The sequence below is a fragment of the Bradyrhizobium sp. NP1 genome, assembly GCF_030378205.1.
GTDB lineage: Bacteria > Pseudomonadota > Alphaproteobacteria > Rhizobiales > Xanthobacteraceae > Bradyrhizobium.
Map to the genome: position 1 here is coordinate 620,539 of NZ_CP127385.1, position 15,458 is coordinate 635,996.

Annotated in this window: 17 protein-coding genes and 1 pseudogene; 7 read left to right on the forward strand and 11 right to left on the reverse strand. The window is 60.3% G+C overall.

The genetic code is table 11. The annotated features are described in order from the left end of the window. Nucleotides 1-9 precede the first annotated feature (9 nt). On the forward strand, nt 10-195 hold the full coding sequence (locus tag QOU61_RS02925) for a hypothetical protein (RefSeq protein ID WP_289656648.1): 186 nt from the start codon (nt 10-12) through the stop codon (nt 193-195). A gap of 491 nt (nt 196-686) precedes the next feature. Here the strand turns inward: QOU61_RS02925 and QOU61_RS02930 are convergent, their stop codons facing one another. Next, on the reverse strand, nt 687-1,715 hold the full coding sequence (locus QOU61_RS02930; protein ID WP_502876876.1) for an SIS domain-containing protein: 1,029 nt from the start codon (nt 1,713-1,715) through the stop codon (nt 687-689). A gap of 47 nt (nt 1,716-1,762) precedes the next feature. After that, nucleotides 1,763-2,644 carry an N-acetylmuramic acid 6-phosphate etherase gene (locus QOU61_RS02935; RefSeq protein WP_289656649.1) on the reverse strand — a complete coding sequence of 294 codons (882 nt, stop codon included), beginning with the start codon at nt 2,642-2,644 and terminating at the stop codon, nt 1,763-1,765. A gap of 212 nt (nt 2,645-2,856) precedes the next feature. Here QOU61_RS02935 and nagA point away from each other — a divergent pair, with 212 nt between their 5' ends. Together nagA and QOU61_RS02945 are read left to right on the forward strand one after the other, a co-directional pair. After that, the gene (gene nagA, locus QOU61_RS02940) at nt 2,857-4,020 is read left to right on the forward strand and encodes an N-acetylglucosamine-6-phosphate deacetylase (protein WP_289656650.1); all 1,164 of its coding nucleotides are present in this window, start codon (nt 2,857-2,859) and stop codon (nt 4,018-4,020) included. 100 nt (nt 4,021-4,120) lie between these two features. Beyond that, nucleotides 4,121-4,957, forward strand: coding sequence for a methyl-accepting chemotaxis protein (locus QOU61_RS02945; RefSeq protein WP_502876877.1), 837 nt, complete (start codon nt 4,121-4,123; stop codon nt 4,955-4,957). A 7-nt stretch (nt 4,958-4,964) separates the two neighbouring features. Here QOU61_RS02945 and fabG read toward each other — a convergent pair whose 3' ends face one another. The 4 genes from fabG to QOU61_RS02965 form a co-directional block, all read right to left on the reverse strand. After that, the gene (gene fabG / locus QOU61_RS02950; protein ID WP_289656651.1) at nt 4,965-5,645 is read right to left on the reverse strand and encodes a 3-oxoacyl-ACP reductase FabG; all 681 of its coding nucleotides are present in this window, start codon (nt 5,643-5,645) and stop codon (nt 4,965-4,967) included. A 286-nt stretch (nt 5,646-5,931) separates the two neighbouring features. Continuing rightward, nucleotides 5,932-7,377, reverse strand: a complete 1,446-nt coding sequence (locus QOU61_RS02955) for a coniferyl aldehyde dehydrogenase (RefSeq protein WP_289656652.1) — start codon at nt 7,375-7,377, stop codon at nt 5,932-5,934. An 85-nt stretch (nt 7,378-7,462) separates the two neighbouring features. Next, nucleotides 7,463-7,660: a (2Fe-2S)-binding protein gene (locus QOU61_RS02960; RefSeq protein WP_071909695.1), complete on the reverse strand. Its 198-nt coding sequence runs from the start codon at nt 7,658-7,660 to the stop codon at nt 7,463-7,465. Between the two features lie 238 nt (nt 7,661-7,898). After that, a complete protein-coding gene (locus tag QOU61_RS02965; protein WP_289656653.1) occupies nt 7,899-8,795 on the reverse strand; it encodes a sterol desaturase family protein in 897 nt (298 codons plus the stop codon). Between the two features lie 113 nt (nt 8,796-8,908). On the opposite strand from QOU61_RS02965, the gene QOU61_RS02970 reads away from it, so the two are divergent. Further along, nucleotides 8,909-9,814, forward strand: coding sequence for a LysR family transcriptional regulator (locus tag QOU61_RS02970; RefSeq protein WP_289656654.1), 906 nt, complete (start codon nt 8,909-8,911; stop codon nt 9,812-9,814). 104 nt (nt 9,815-9,918) lie between these two features. After that, nucleotides 9,919-10,219 (forward strand): annotated as a pseudogene (locus tag QOU61_RS37320) (ATP-binding protein); the annotation flags it as partial. On the opposite strand, the gene QOU61_RS02980 reads toward QOU61_RS37320, so the two are convergent. Further along, on the reverse strand, nt 10,198-10,617 hold the full coding sequence (locus tag QOU61_RS02980; protein WP_289656655.1) for an HGGxSTG domain-containing protein: 420 nt from the start codon (nt 10,615-10,617) through the stop codon (nt 10,198-10,200). The pseudogene QOU61_RS37320 and the gene QOU61_RS02980 overlap by 22 nt on opposite strands. Nucleotides 10,618-10,777: 160 nt before the next feature. On the opposite strand from QOU61_RS02980, the gene QOU61_RS02985 reads away from it, so the two are divergent. Beyond that, entirely contained in the window at nt 10,778-11,308 is a 531-nt protein-coding gene (locus tag QOU61_RS02985; protein ID WP_289656656.1) for a PRC-barrel domain-containing protein, read from the forward strand. Between the two features lie 118 nt (nt 11,309-11,426). On the opposite strand, the gene QOU61_RS02990 is transcribed toward QOU61_RS02985, so the two are convergent. From QOU61_RS02990 to QOU61_RS03005, 4 genes are all read right to left on the reverse strand, one after another. Next, on the reverse strand, nt 11,427-11,750 hold the full coding sequence (locus QOU61_RS02990) for a sensor histidine kinase (protein WP_289656657.1): 324 nt from the start codon (nt 11,748-11,750) through the stop codon (nt 11,427-11,429). Beyond that, nucleotides 11,681-12,217: an HWE histidine kinase domain-containing protein gene (locus tag QOU61_RS02995; protein WP_289662203.1), complete on the reverse strand. Its 537-nt coding sequence runs from the start codon at nt 12,215-12,217 to the stop codon at nt 11,681-11,683. Before QOU61_RS02995 ends, QOU61_RS02990 begins: the two co-directional genes overlap by 70 nt. A 648-nt stretch (nt 12,218-12,865) precedes the next feature. Next, a complete protein-coding gene (locus tag QOU61_RS03000) occupies nt 12,866-13,465 on the reverse strand; it encodes an NADPH-dependent F420 reductase (protein WP_289656658.1) in 600 nt (199 codons plus the stop codon). A 40-nt stretch (nt 13,466-13,505) separates the two neighbouring features. After that, nucleotides 13,506-13,952 (reverse strand): ester cyclase, encoded by a 447-nt coding sequence (locus QOU61_RS03005; protein WP_289656659.1) that lies wholly within the window; start codon nt 13,950-13,952, stop codon nt 13,506-13,508. Between the two features lie 155 nt (nt 13,953-14,107). On the opposite strand from QOU61_RS03005, the gene QOU61_RS03010 reads away from it, so the two are divergent. Then, the gene (locus tag QOU61_RS03010) at nt 14,108-15,037 is read left to right on the forward strand and encodes a LysR family transcriptional regulator (RefSeq protein ID WP_289662206.1); all 930 of its coding nucleotides are present in this window, start codon (nt 14,108-14,110) and stop codon (nt 15,035-15,037) included. Nucleotides 15,038-15,458 lie beyond the last annotated feature (421 nt).

Here is a 15,458-nt window from a genome sequence, read left to right on the forward strand (position 1 = left end):
CATACGGTCATGCGAACACTCGAAAGACTTGGGATTTTGTTGGCGTGTGTCTACGTCGCCTGGCTGGTCTTTATCGACCCGAGCTACTTGGCGTTCAATGATGACGAGCCGCTCCTGATGGCTACGCTCGCTGTCAGCATCGCAGCCACCTTATCTGGCGCGGCCTGCGCGGCCTACTCGGCTTGGACCAAATAACCTGAAGGCGGGCGGCACTGATCAGCCTACGCCTGCGACAATTGTTTTCTCCCAGACTTGCCCCGTCGCAAATGGCGGGCTCTCTGGGCGGCGGGCCCGGCTAAATCACACTCGCCGCGCAAAACCCGATCGCCACGGCGGCGCGATCAAGGCGATCGGGGTGACGATCGACCTCGTCAGTGGAATAACAACCTCGATCTCGTCCGCGGTCGAGCAGTAGGACGCTGCAACTAAAAGCATTGCAACGGGCGTGCAGGCTGCCGCCCAAAGTATTCTCAACGTCTCCGAAAATGTCGAGCGTGTAGCCAAGACTGCGCGGGAGACTGGAACGACGTCAGGCTTGATGCTCAAATCAACCCAGGAACTTCCAGATATGAGCTCTCACCTCAAGAACGGCTGCCGTATGTGGTGCCAACAGTATCCGCCAGAAACGGACTACCGGTTTGGGACCTGCCGCCGACACTGAGGCATGACGGCCTTAACGTCGCCCGTCAAAACGTCTTTGTGACCTTGCTCAATTGGGGTGGACGATCCGGGTCAAACCCCCATTCTCGAGCGAGACGTTCAATTGCGCGATAAGCTGGAACCAACATGGCGATCGCGTCAGTTGCGGGGTCGTCGTCCCCGAGCCACGGCAGCGTGCTGCGCGGACCGCCGCACAGATGCACCGCAATCCCGCTCTCGCGCAACTCCGTCGCGAGTGCATCTACTGTGGCAGCAGTTTCATCCCTCAGGCGCATCATGATCACCGGTGTTCTCGATGACAACGCCGCGCGAGGCCCGTGTTGCAGCTCGGCAGCGCTGAATCCAAGAGCGGGCAACCGCAGGATTTCGGCAAGCTTCAGTGCAATTTCGCGAGCCGACCCCAGGCCAAAACCTCGTGAAGCGACAAATACGGCGGATGCTCCGGCGAGATCGTCGGACATTTCGCGCCAGTCCAGCGAGAGCGCGCGGCGAACGCGCTCTGGTAGTCGGTCGAGCGCCGACCTGAGCGCTGCATCATCGGCCAATTCCGCAATGAGTTCAGCGGCTGCTGTCATCGAGCCGATCACCGTCTTGGTCGCGGCGACGGAATGTTCAGGGCCCGCTCCGATTGGCACCACGAACTCGGCGGCTTCCGCTACAGGAGAGGGCGTCGTATTGACAATCGCAACAGTGCGAGCACCCGCGGCTCGCGCAGACTCCGTTGCTGCGACCAGATCGGGGCTGCGCCCTGATTGCGAGATCACGAGGAACAGGGCATTTCGCAAACTCAGCGGCTTGCGAAACGCCGTGCTCACCGAAGGAGCGCTGGCCGAAACCGGCAGGCCGAGCCGCGTTTCAATGAGGTAGCGGACGAACACCCCAGCGTGGCCGGAACTTCCGCGACCGCAAAAGACGGCGAGCGGCGCCGCTCCAATATCCAGGCGTCTTGCAACGTCGGCGATGGCATGGCGTCTGCGGAGGATTTGCGAGACGACATCGGGGCTTTCGCAAGTCTCTCGCATCATCGCGGAAAAAGTAGGTCCAATGTCGCTCACGGGCTGCCTATTCAACTCCAGGCCAGACTGTCAGGCCGCTCCGTTCCTCAGCTGAGATCGTCAAATACACGACGGAGGTTGCCTTTGTGGTTCGCAAGGATGCTCGCAGCTTCCGTCACCTCATATCCCAGTACCACGAGGGCAGCCATCTTGATATCCCCATCGGTCTGCGCGAGCGCAGAAGCAGCTTGCGCTTCGCTGCAGCCGGCAATACGGGCAACCATAGCCTCCGCGCGACGCTTCAGCTTCGCGTTCGTCACCTGCATGTTGACCATCATGCCGCGATAGACGCGGCCGAGGCGCAGCATGATGCCGGTCGAGATCAGGTTGAGCACGACTTTCTGCGCGGTGCCCGCTTTCATCCGGGTCGATCCGGCGATCAATTCTGGTCCCGTCTCGACCATCACCGGATACTTCGCTGATGTAAGCAGCGCAGTGCCGTGATTGTTGGCCACGCCTATGGTGACCGCGCGGGACATGCCTGCCTGCTGGAGCGCAGTGACGGTAAACGGGGTCGTGCCACTGGCGGCCACCGCGATCACCACGTCGTGCGGCGAGAGGCGCGCAGCATCGATTTGCTTGACTGCATCGGCGACGTCGTCTTCGGCACCTTCGACGCTGGCGACGAATGCACTCTCCCCGCCGGCGATGATGAAGTGGACACGCTCTTGGGGCCAAGCAAAGGTCGGCGTCAACTCCGCCCCGTCCTGCACGGCAACCCGGCCAGAGGTGCCGGCGCCAACATAGATCAGACGGCCGCGATCGCCGAGCGCTTCGGTTGCTGCGTTTGCTGCCTCGGTAATGGCAGGGAGGGCTCTCCCCACGGCGGCAACAGCAGCGAGCTGACCTTCCCACATCGCTTCCATCGCTGACGGCATTGACCACGCGTCGAGATCAGCAAAGCGAGGGTCCACTTCTTCGGTTGCCATCGAATGATCCGCTCATCTCACGGGCTTGAAGCGCGGACTTGGCCGCCTCCGACCGCCGCCGCGCCCGCCGTCACCATCACTTTCCAACGCAAGAACTCGGTTGCGGGTCCATGGAAGCTTGTGCTCGCCGGTTCAAACCTCTGGACCCTATCGCTCCGCGAGCTTGGTCACGACCCGTTTGGATAGTACAATAGCACGAGTGGAAAAACGTCATGGATTATTCCAACCCCTTCACCATCGCCGCGCGGCAACTGTTCGATGGGACCTCGATGCGAGGGCCTTCCCTGATCACGGTTTCAAAGGGTCTTATCGAGAGTGTAGGCCAGGGAGACGCGTCATCGCCCGCGACAATCGCGCTTCCCGCGGATGCAATCCTCGCGCCCGGCCTCATAGATATCCAGATTAATGGCGGTGGCGGCGTTCTCCTCAATGATGAGCCAACCGAAGAAGGCGTGCGCCGCATCGTCGAGGCTCACCGCCGGACGGGAACGACCGGCTGCCTACCAACCTTGATCACCGATCGCACAGAGGTGATGGAGCGCCTCGCTGCGGTGGCACTGGCATCAGTGCAAATCCCTGGCGTACTCGGGTTTCACCTGGAAGGCCCTGCACTCAACAAGGCTCGCAAAGGCATTCATCTCGAATCCGAAATTCGCTCGCCGAGCAGACGCGATCTTGCCGCGATGCACAGTATCAGCAAATGCGGTCGCTCTCTGGTGACCCTGGCTCCGGAATGCGTGCCGGAATCCCTGATCGATAATTTCACCCACGCGGGAGTTCGCGTGGCGGCCGGTCATAGCGACGCGACCGCAATCCAAATCACGCAGGCTGCGGATCGTGGTCTTACCGGCATCACGCACCTTTTCAATGCGATGTCCCAACTCACCGCCCGCGAGCCAGGCGTAGTTGGGGCCGCCCTTGACGACGAGCGGCTATTTGCCGGGATTATTTGCGACGGCATTCACGTTGACCCTGCCAGTTTGCGCGTTGCAATGCGCTGCAAAGGACGCGACCGCTTAATGTTAATCACTGACGCGATGCCACTGATCGGCACGGATCAGCAGCACTTTCTGCTGCAGGGCCGACGCATTACGCTGCAAGGAGATCGCCTGACCGGTCCCGGCGGTACACTCGCCGGCGCCCATTTGACGATGATGAAGGCGGTGCGTAACGCAGTCACACTGCTCGGGTTAAGCATTGCTGATGCTTTGACGATGGCCTCTCGCACACCTGCAACGTTCCTCGGGCTAGAAACCGTACTAGGGGCAATCGCGCCTGGTTATCGCGCCGATCTTGTTGCGTTCCACAGCAACTTTGAGGTCATTGACACATGGGTAGCTGGAACGAGCTTAGCTGGACCAAACATTATTGATTAAAGAGCATGGACTTAGATGGCTAACCAAGGGTTTCTGGCATGCACCTGAGGCCTGACCGGCGCTCCGCCAATGGCGGACTCCTGTCATAACCGCCGGCAAGGTGATCGGCATCGCCTATGTTGGCATCCCCACAGCTCAGCTGGACAACATGTTGTCGCAGGCCCCGTGGGCCATGGCCATCGCAGCCGCCGTTGCTGCTTTGCTGGTGCTCGGGATCACCATGTTGATGGTCCGCCGTGTCACCAAGCCGCTCAGGGCCGTGACGGAGTCCTTGACTATACTCGCCGAAGGTAGAACGGACGTTGAGGTCCAGCACGCCGATCGCCACGGCGAAGTCGGCGCAATCGCGAGAACCCTCGACGTTTTCAAGAATAATCGGCTAGAGCGCCGGCAACTTGAGGTCGAACGCATCAGCGCTGAAAAATGCGCCATGGATCACCGCAAGGCCGAACTCAATAGGTTTGTGGAAAGCTTCCGAACCGAGATCGGCGGCATCATCGAGCGGGTGCTCAGTTCTTCGACAAAATTCAAAAACGATGCGCGGCAGCTCGCGATGACCGCGCGTTCGACAGCAAATATGTCGGACAAATCTGCCGTGGGCAGTAGAGAAGCCTCGGAGCATGTTCGTAGCATTGCTACCGCTTCGAACGAGCTATCCGAATCGATCGTAGAGATCAGCCGCCGAGTTCAGGAATCGAACAGTGTTACGGCCGAGGCTGTCAAGCAAGCCGAGACATCGGACAAACGGATGGCTGACCTATCAGCCGCGGGAAATAGGATCGGTGATGTCGTCAAGCTCATCACATCGATTGCGGAGCAGACCAACCTCCTTGCGCTCAACGCAACGATCGAGGGCGCGGAATGCGAAGCCACCGCGCTGGCAGGCAAGCGGAGCATTCGGTTTCGGGCGGTGCTTCGGAAGCTGGTAGCGGCGTAAGCGCGCGTCAGACCCGTCCGTTGACCGGCAGCAGCGCGCCGGTGACGGCACTGGCGGCGTCGCTTGCCAGGAAAAGGATAACATCGGCGAGTTCCTTCGGCGCGACCCATTTGGCGGGATCGGCCTTCGGCATGCTGGCGCGGTTTGCCGCGGTATCGATGATCGAGGGCAGCACCGCGTTCACGGTGATCTTGCCTTTCAGCTCGGCAGCAAGTGACTCCGTCAGCTTGTGCACGCCCGCCTTCGACGCCGCATAAGGACCCATGCCGGAGCCGGCCTGCAGTGCGCCCATCGCGCCGATATTGACGATGCGGGCCGCCCGCGAGTTGAGAAGATGCGGGATCGCCGCGCGCGAGGCGTTCAGCGCTGTCTCGACATTGAGAGTGTACATGCGCTGCCAGGCGTTGAGATCGCCGTCGGCAATAGTCTCGAAGGTAAATCCGCCGGCAATATTGATCAGCGCGTCGATCGCGCCGAAATGAGCGGCGGCGGCATCGATCGCTTTTTTCGCCTGTGCTTCATCAGTCAAGTCGATGCGGCCGAGTTCGATCCGTTCGGCTGTTGCCGCGAGCTGCGACGCAGCATGATCGATACCAGCCACTCTCGCACCCCGCGAAAGGGCTTCCTCGGCGACCACCTTGCCAAGCGCGCCCAGCGCACCGGTGATGACAGCGACTTTACCCTTCATGGTGGTCTCCGCGCGAATGAGAATGAATCGAGGCCGCAGCCATATGGTTAGGAGGATCAAGCGCGCCTGTAATGTCGAAACATGATCAGTTCCACCTTACGCTCATCATCGTCCACTGGCGGACGCCGATTTGTTCATGGCGGTCGACGGATTTCCGATCATCGCGGATCTTCGGAAGGTGGCTTTGACGCGCCGCTAATTCTCCTTGTGCGTCGCGCATTGACGCAGGGGTCCGCCATTGGCTCCTCACCATGTCCGCTTACCCCAGACATGCTCACGTCACGCATCACGTCTTCCACTTGATCATCGTCTGCAGGACGCTCATTGGGCGGCCGGAGTAGGGCGGCTGAAATAGCATTTGGATCGGCGACAGAGGGCCCTGGTAGAAGACCGGGCGCAATTTTGAAAAGGTGTTGAACCCCTCGCGCGCGTGGTAATGGCCCATGCCGCTCGCCCCGACCCCACCGAATGGCAGGTCGTGCTGGCCGACGTGCAGGAGAGCTTCATTGACCGATACGCCACCCGACATGACCCGCGAGATGTAGAAGTCGCGCAGCTCGGCATTGTGAGTGAATGGATAGATTGCCAACGGGCGGTCGTGACTATTGATATAGTCGGCGACCTCCTGCCGATCTGCATACGTCTTGATCGGCAAGATCGGGCCAAAGATCTCGCGCTGCATGACAATCATGTCTTCCGTCGGATTTAGCACGAGATGCGGTGCAAATTTGCGACGCTTCGCGTCCGGAATCTGCTGTTCCGCGAGATTGACCAGGACCGCGCCCTTTGTGCGGGCATCCTCCAGCGTCGCCTGCAGCCGCGTGAAAGACCGTTCATCGATGATCGACGTGTAGTCCTGGCCGTTGATGTCCGGGAAGCGGTCGGCAAACAGTCGCCGGCAATGGCGGACGAACTCGTCCTCACTTCCTTTGGGCAGAAACATGTAGTCGACATTCGTACAGATCTGACCGGCATTGAACATCTTCACCCAGAGAATGCGCTCCGCCGCTGTTTTGACCGGGAAGTCAGGCCCAACAATCGCAGGTGCCTTGCCGCCCAGTTCAAGCGTGACAGGGGTGAGGTTGCGGGCCGCGTTGGCCATGACCGAGCGACCGGTAGCACCGGATCCCGTGAACAACAGATGGTCGAAGGGCAATGACGAGAATCCCGGTCCTCGTCCGCCGCCATCCTCGAAAAAGGCAAGCTTCTCGATCGGAAAATACTTTGGGGAAACGCGCATCAGAACCTGGGCGAGCGCTTTTGAATTTTCCGACATCTTGACCATCGCTCGATTGCCGGCCGCCAGAATCGCTGCGAGCGGGCAGAAGCTGAGATTGAGCGGAAAATTCCAGGGAACGATGACCCCGACAACGCCGAGCGGCTGCGGGATGACACGATTTCGCGCGAGCGGATAGGTCATGAAGTCGACGTGTCTACGCTCCGGCTTCATCCACTTCTTCAAATGTTTGACTGCGTCGGCGACGGTCTCCAGGACAACGAAATATTCCGCAAACAGGGTCTCGAATTCAGACCGGTTGCCGTAGTCGGCGTTGATCGCTGCGACCAAATTGTCCTTGTTGTCTTTCAGGAGACGCGTCAGCGATCTCAAATCAGCAATGCGCTGAGCATAGGATGGCTCCGGCGCCGCCAGATAAGCCGCGCGCTGCTTGTCAAAGCAGGACTGAAATTCAGTGGGAATGTCGATCGAATGGGAATTGACGGGCACGTTCATGATGTTCCCTTTCTCTTGGTTTTCGCGTGTCCCCCAAGCGAAATAACGAGGGCGCGCGCGTGACCGTGACTTTATCAACTCCAAGTTAGTGCATGCTTGCGTTCGCATGAACGGAGCCGGGCCTTTCATCCATGATCCGCTTGATAGCGTGAGTGCAGCGGCCGCACTGGGCGCTGCATCCGAGGCAGGCATACACCTCGCTCATACGGGGCCGTCGCTCCTCTTTTGCGACCACTGACCGCACCTGATGGTCGCTGAACACATTGCAAGAACAGACGATCATCGCCTTCTCCTAACCAATACCAATGAGTGGGATGAAGACCGCCACAAGCGCGGTGCTCCACCCAACCGCAAGCATGATAGTTTCCATTCGGGTCATCTCGGCGTGGCCAAGAGGCCGCTCGCGGACTAGATGGTTACGCATTTTAGCTCCTTCCGAGGCATCGCGAACGCCTGCTGCTGCGCCTCGATTACGCTACCCACACGGGGGGCAACCAGCACGTCGAACCTGGCGCGGTCGTTCATGCGGCCTCCTGTTTAGCTTCGGTCTGTAGGTCGGCTTCGGTGAAGCCATAGCCGCCGGAGCGCAGCGCCGAATGCTCGCGCTTGGAGTGGACCAGCGGGTAGAACATCTGCGTCGTCCAGCGCTCCGGGCCAAACAGGATGTCGTCCTGCAGGCCGACCTTGGCCGGATATTTGCGTGTGATATGCGCGGTGCCGAACAGCACGTCCCAGAAGAACAGCAGGTTGCCGAAGTTGCCCTTGTAGTGGCCGATGCCATCTTCGTTGGTGAGCGCGTGGTGCGCGCGGTGCGTGGCCGGCGTGGAGATGGTGCGCTCCAGCACCCACATCAGCGGATGCAGCGCGCGGATGCGGTACAGCGGCGCGTCCCACGCCCAGGCGCAGTGCGCGCCCAGGATGATCGCCAGCTTGATCACCAGGTACGCCGCATAGATCGGGCCGAAACCAAGATACACCGCCACGCCGCCGATCCACAGGCCCGGCATCATCAGGTAGTAGAAGAAGTTGTTGCGGTAGGTAATGCGCACGCTCATGTAGGCTGCGCTGTGGTGCGCGCGGTGCAGCGGCCATAGCAGCGGCGTGTGCGAGGCGCGGTGCCAGAGGTACTGCGTGAGGTCATCGCCGATCAGCAGCAGGCCGGCCATGGCCCACCACGGCAGGTTGGCCCAGGCGTTGTGCTGCGCGGGCATGAGCCAGTTGCACAGCGCGTTGCTGCCCAGGAGTGCGATCGGCTGGGTGATGGCGATCAGGCTGACGAACATCAGCACCTCCAGCCAGGTGTCGTTGGCTGTCGCGTTGTCTTGCACGGTGGTCTGATAGCGCCGGGTGATAAACTCCATGGCGGCAAAGCCCAGGATGCAGGCGCCGATCAGGAGGTATTGCAGTTGCGAGCTCATGTGGGCGTCTCCTATCGCTCTCATGTTTTTTATCGTGAGAACGATTTTAGGAGTGCCATCACAATGCGTCCAATGCATAATTCGTATCATTCTGATGCATGGAGCGCATTACGATGGATCTGCGCCGCCTGAGCCACGTCGTCACCCTTGCCGACACCCTGCACTTCGCCCGCGCCGCCGAAGCCGCCCATCTGAGCCAGCCGGCCTTCAGCCGCAGCATCCAGGCCATCGAGAGCGACTTGGGTATCCGCCTGTTCGACCGCGACGTTGGTGAGGTCCGCCCCACCCCGGCCGGCGAATTCGTCATCGAGCGGGCGCGCAAGCTGCTGTTCGAGGCACGTTGCCTGCAGCGCGACGTGGATCTTTACCGCGACAGCCAGCTCGGCGACACGGCCTTCGGTGTAGGGCCGCTGTTGACGGCCACCCTGATGCCACGCGCGCTTGTGGCGCTGCGCCGCCAGCACCCGCAGGTGGCGCTGCGCATGGAGGTCGGCAACTGGGTGCAGTTGCTGGAGAGCCTGCGTACCGAGAACATCGAGTTCTTTGCCGCCGATGTGCGCGACGTGCCCAGGGATGCCGCGCTGGACATCCAGCTGATCGGGGGGCAACCGGCCAACCTGTATGTGCGGGCAGGCCATCCGCTGGCTGGGCGCGAGCATACGCTGCAGGAAGTCTGGGCGTACGGTCTTGCGGTACCTACGCTGCTGAGCCCCTCAACGGTTGAACTGGCCGCCCTGCTCGGCCTGCCTGAGGGCCAGGAGGCCACCATTGCGCTCGAGTGCGACAACTACGGCATGCTCAAGACAGTCGCGCTCACCACGGATACCGTTCTGGGTGCGACGGACGCGGCGGTACGGGAGGAGCTAGAATCCGGCGCGCTCGTCCGGCTTGTCGTGCAGGGCTGGCTGTCGCCGCCGTCGAGCACGGGCATCGTGCGTTTGCGAGGGAGAACCTCGTCGCCGGCAGCCAAGGCAGCCATTGCAGCGATTTTGCGGGCCGCGGGCGAGATCAACGTGTAGGCGCCTTACAGCACCCGTCGCATGGTCCGGTGCGGAAGGCCGGCCTCTTCATACTCCTAAGACGACTGTCTTCTTACCAAAGCCAACCCCGTCGTCGGTTTGCATTACATCTCATCAGCAGGCTCTACGAACGCGCCTATCATCGTCACCATCAATCTTGCTTTCGGCGAATGGCCCAACGTGTTCGGCGACGCCAAGATGACCACCGCACTGCTCGACCGCTTGACCCATCACTGCGACATCGTCGAGACCGGCAACGACAGCTGGCGATTCAAAAGCCGCGACGACGACCAAGCAACCTATTCTATCAATGGCGGATCGGCGGGATTTGCTTTTAGCCCGAAAGGTCGAGGATCTGAGGCGAAAGGTGTTCGAGTTGGCGGCTATTGTCGGCGAGCCTCATGATTACGATCCAGATCTCGAGGAGTAACTCCCGCCGGGCTCGCCGGTCTGGCCAATCGGGGGGCTCCGTATGAGCTTGGCCGAGTGCCGGACACAAGTGTTGCGCCCGTTTGGCTGAACGGAATTGGTTGGCCGCCGGGCGCAGCAGGCTGGGGCCTCAGCCGAGGCCCGCAAAGGTCTACACGCGCGAAACCAACGCTGTCGCCCGAGATATCTCCAAAAGACACATGCCAGATGGTGTTCGGATAGCGCCCATGCTTGTAAGCATTCCGATTGCCCTTCGGTGCACCCGGCGAAGGGCCACCGTGCATTCGGCATCTACCGTTCGCCATCGCGGGCGACTGGCAAGGCTTCCCGCTCCGAGTTATCGCTCCGCAACGTTTCGCCCGGTGCACATCCATGTACGATTTCAATCAATTTAACGGCCCCGCTTAGGTCGAGCCCGATTGCATCATCGGAACAGCGTCAGCCGCTTCTCAGAGACCTTGCCGCGACGGAAATTTCCGCCGCTGGAACCAAAGTCCCACCGCGTTATTGCCTCTTAAACAATGGAGGAACATCATGATTTCCAAACGTCTTGCAATAGCATTGCTGGCCACCGCGTGGATGACCGGTGCGGCGTCGGCGCAAACAGCCACAAACCAAGCGGATTCCACTACCAGTGCTACCACGCACAAGGAGGGTGAATGGCGCGCGTCCAAGCTCGCCGGCATCGATGTGTACAATGAAGCAAACGAGAAGATCGGCGACATCAACGAGGTGATTTTAGATAGGTCAGGCAAAGTGGCCAATGTCATTTTAGGGGTCGGCGGCGTTCTCGGCTTGGGCGAGCACTACGTGGCAGTCGGCTTCGATAAGCTGAAGTGGGTAGACCAGCCGGTGACGTCGACAACTGCCTCAACAACGTCTGCACCGGCGAACGCGCCTGCCACTACTTCCGCTCGAGACGCCACTACGCAAACCACCACCGGTGCCGCGACTACCACCACGACAACCACCACAACCAGCGCCAGTAAGCATTGGTATCCCGATCACGCGGTGTATAACGCCACCAAGGATGAATTGAAGGCCATGCCGGAGTTTAAATACTAACTTTTGACATCGATCCAAAAGCCGCCCTCACGGGGGCGGTTTTTGTTTGTATGGCCCGGCGCATCTTCTTTTTTGCAACGATCGATTGGGAGTCATAACCCGCCGACCGGAAAGCAACTTATCCCTCGCGAGTACCTCTTGGTAAGGGAATGTCCATCGTGCAGACAAGGCCATCCGGCCTGTAGTCGAGATGTATGGTGCCTTCCAGGCCATGCTCGATCACCCCCGATCCAAATCCCTTATGTGCCGGTGTCGTGACGGGGGGACCATCTTTCTCCTTCCAGTTCAGGAGAAGCCGCTGTCCTGTCGGTGTGGTCTCCATCGTCCACTCTATCAGGATTGATCCCGCCGCGTTGGACAATGCACCGTATTTCACGGCATTCGTCGCGAGCTCGTTGAACACAATGCCAAGGGCCAAGGTTGATTTTGGCGGGAAGCGCATGTTCTCACCCGTGACAGCAATACGATCCGCCCGCCCCCTGAGACCCCGAATGGCTCCAATGCATCGTGAATGATATCGAGCAGTCCTGCACCTTCCCATTTTTCACGGGTTAATAGGTCGTGCGAGCGGGAGAGCGCAAACAGTCGGGACTCGATGGATTCCCGGATGACTTTGGGATCGGAAGTCGTTCGCAATGTCTGCCAAACAATCGATTGTACCGTTGAAAGGGTGTTCTTTACGCGATGGTTCAACTCGTCGATGAGCATCTTTAACCGGGCTTCATCCTCCTTATGTTCGGTAAGATCGACGAACGATGCAAAATATTGAACGATGTCACCGCCCTCATCACGAACCGGGCTGATGAAGACAGCGGCCCAGAACTCGCCTCCATCCTTGCGACGGTAAAGGACTTCAGCTCCGCTGCTCGACGAACCTTCGAACGCCCGCGAGCGACATCGACATTGCAGCGGTGAGTAGTCCGAAAGTGCTTGACCTCAACGGCCGATTAGAGAAGCGGACATGCGTTGGACCGGACACCTCGTGGTATTGGCTCGCCATTCAGACCAGGTGCTAAATGCCATTTTGTTGATGGCGCATCGGCAGGATCGGCTTTTAGGCGGCAAGGTAGAGAATCTGAGGCGAAAGGTTTTGGAGTTAGCGGCCATCGTCGGGGAGCCTGATCCGGATGAATAACCCGGCTCCGGGCTCGCGGATCCGCTCAATCAGGGCGTTCGACAGGGGCGTGGCGCGATGTCGGACGTTGCCGCGAGCTCCTAGGGTCTGCCGTTTGGCCGGCTGCCAGCCGCGGCAGGCCGTGGACCGGTATAGCCATCTGCGGCCGACCGGGGGCGTCGGGTGCGCCGGCCCCTTTTCCAAAGGCCCCATCCGCCTGGGTCCCCTGGACTACTCTGGGCTACATGGAGAAGGTTCGATCCCAGTTCCTCTCCCTCCGCCAGCCGGCCGAGGCGTGCCGTACTTTCAAGTGCAAATGAGCGCCGTAGTGTTGCCTGGCAAAAGACTGGGTGTGGAAGTCGTTCGATACTGCCAGCAAACCCTACAGCGCCGAAGAGGTTCGTAAAGGGCTTCCGCCGGGCGCTGTGTAGAGCGGCGGTCCCTCAACCGACCTTGATGAGATTCTGATTGGGCAGCGGGCCACCGGGAAATTGCGCGAGCTTGCCGCCGACCGCGAGCGATCCGAGATCAATTCCGACGAAGCCGATTTGCTCGATAAGCGCGGCCACTTCCGCTTTCGCGGCGCTGTCGTTGCCCGAATAGAACAACACGCGCCGGCCGCCGTCCGACCGCGGATCCCCGGCAAGCACTTCTGCGCGGAGATGATTGAACGCCTTGACCACGCGTGCTCCGGGCGCGAGGTCGGCAACGACCTCGCTCGATGCGCGGCCTTTCAGATCGACCGGCTTGAATAGCGGCGCCTCGATCGGATTATTGGCATCGATCAGGATGCGGCTGGACCATTCCGGCAGGCCCGCCAGCGCTGCCGGCAATTTGGTCCAGTTGACGGCGACGAAGACGATGTCGGCGCGTGCGGCCTGCTCACGGGTGCCGGCCCTGATCGAGGGACCGAGCTCGCGGACCAGTTCTTTCAGCGAGTCCGGGCCGCGGCTGTTGGAGATGATCGCCTCGATGCCTGAACGGGCCAGCGTGCGAGCGAAGGCTGTGCCGATCGCGCCTGAGCCAATGATGCCGATGGTCATGGGATGTTCCTTTCGGGGTTGAATTGAATAACGATTGGGATCAGGAGCGCGTCGCCGCCGTAGGCGGCCAGGCGCCGAGTTGCTGCATGAGAGAGAACAGATTGGCCACGCCCCAGTGCTCGGTGATCTTGCCGTCGCGCACGCTCATCACGTCCACGGTCTCAAATTGGATTTTGCGACCGGTTGGCGCGATGCCGAAGAACTCGCCTTTGTGCGTGCCGTGGTAAGTCTTGTAGGTCGTCACCCGATCACCGTCGGCAAGCTGCCAGTGGATGTCGGCGTGGAAGTCCGGAAAGGCAGCACGCAGAACGTTGTAAAGTTCAAGTGCGCCGGCCTTGTCCGGCGTGCGTCCCGGCTGCGGCGTATGGTCGATAAAGTCGTCGGCGAACAATTCGTCGAACACCTTGAAATTCCCGCCGCCTTGCACTTCCTCGGTGTTTCGGCGAACCACCGCCTTCGCAGCTTCGCTCGCGCTAATCTTCGTCATGGGTGTCGCTCCAAATTTGAGGCTGCCGCCTTGCCTTCGCGCCGTGTTTTCAGGGCCCAAAGGCCGCGCTTTCTGCGGTGGATAATGGCGCGAAATTCACCTAAGATTAGCCAGGAATAAGTTGAATCATTTTCAAGCATCCGTTGAAGGCGCCTCTGGAAACCCTTGCCAACCTCGAATCCTTCGTCCGCAGCGCCGAAACTGCCAGTTTCTCGGACGCGGCGCGGCGCCTCGGCCTCACGCCAGCGGCGGTCAGCCGGAATGTGGCGATGCTGGAGCGCAATCTCGGCGCCCGGCTGTTTCACAGGAGTACACGCAAGCTGACGCTCACCGACGCTGGAGAGCGCTTCCTCCTCGCCATCAGGGACAATCTGGAGGGGCTCCAGCAGGCGATTTCGGGAATCGCGACGGACGGGGGAGAGCCGGCGGGCGTGCTCAAGGTGAGCATGGGTCTCAACTTCGGTGCGGATTACATCCTTCCGCTGTTGCCACCGTTCCTGGCCCGCTATCCCGGCATTCGACCCGATTGGCAATTCACGACACGTCAGATCGATTTGATCGCTGATGGATATGATGCCGCGATTGGAGGCGGCATTGAATGGACGCCGGGCGTCGTCTCTCGCGCGCTTGCGCCGCTACATCTCATTGCGGTCGCCGCGCCGGAATATCTCAAGAACCGCACATTGCCGGCCGACCCCACCGGGCTTCAGGCCTTCGAAGGAATCGCATGGCGCTCATCGCGCACGGGTCGGATTCGCGAACGCATAATGCGCAACGCGGCGGGCAGCGAAATTCCAGTGAAATTAGCGGAGACGATTGTCTTCGACGATCCGGAAGCGTCGTGCCGCGCAGCCCTGCTTGGCCTCGGTGTGACATTGATCGCGATGTGTCATGCGTTGCCGCATCTGGAGCGTGGTGCGCTCGTGCGCCTCGTACCCCACTGGTACATCGACGGCGGCCCGATCTCCATCTATTACGCGAGCCGCACGCTGCTGCCCGCGAAGACCCGCGTCTTCGTCGATTTTGTCGTTGAAGCATTCAAGCGTGACCGTCTGGCCGAACGCTTCGCCGGTAGCTTGGGCTAGTTTTCAATTTGCAGAATTCGAGGCGGGATATTGTGGCAGGATGGCAAAGTTGGGCCAACCGTGTCCTCGTCGGAACGTCGAGGAAGCGAAAGCCATAAAGATCAAAGCCGCTCTGCACTGTGCCGAATGTATCGCGTCCGGGCGTTCAACCAGAGAGGAGCTGTCAGCCCTTGGTGATCAGCGGCGTCTGCGAAGCTGGCTTCCAGAGCGGGATGATCAAGCGAAACCAGCCGCGCGCGTCCCGGCCGCCGTAGTAATGTTCGCACACCTCCGACAAGACCAAGAAGACAAGACTAAAATTGTCCCTTGCATGTTCCGATGCGATGAGCCCGCCTGCCCCAAGATTTCGGCTGGTGCAATGGCGCTCCGCTCGCTAGGCCGAAGGCCGTTTACGCCTTGGCCAGGTATCTCTGCTATCGAT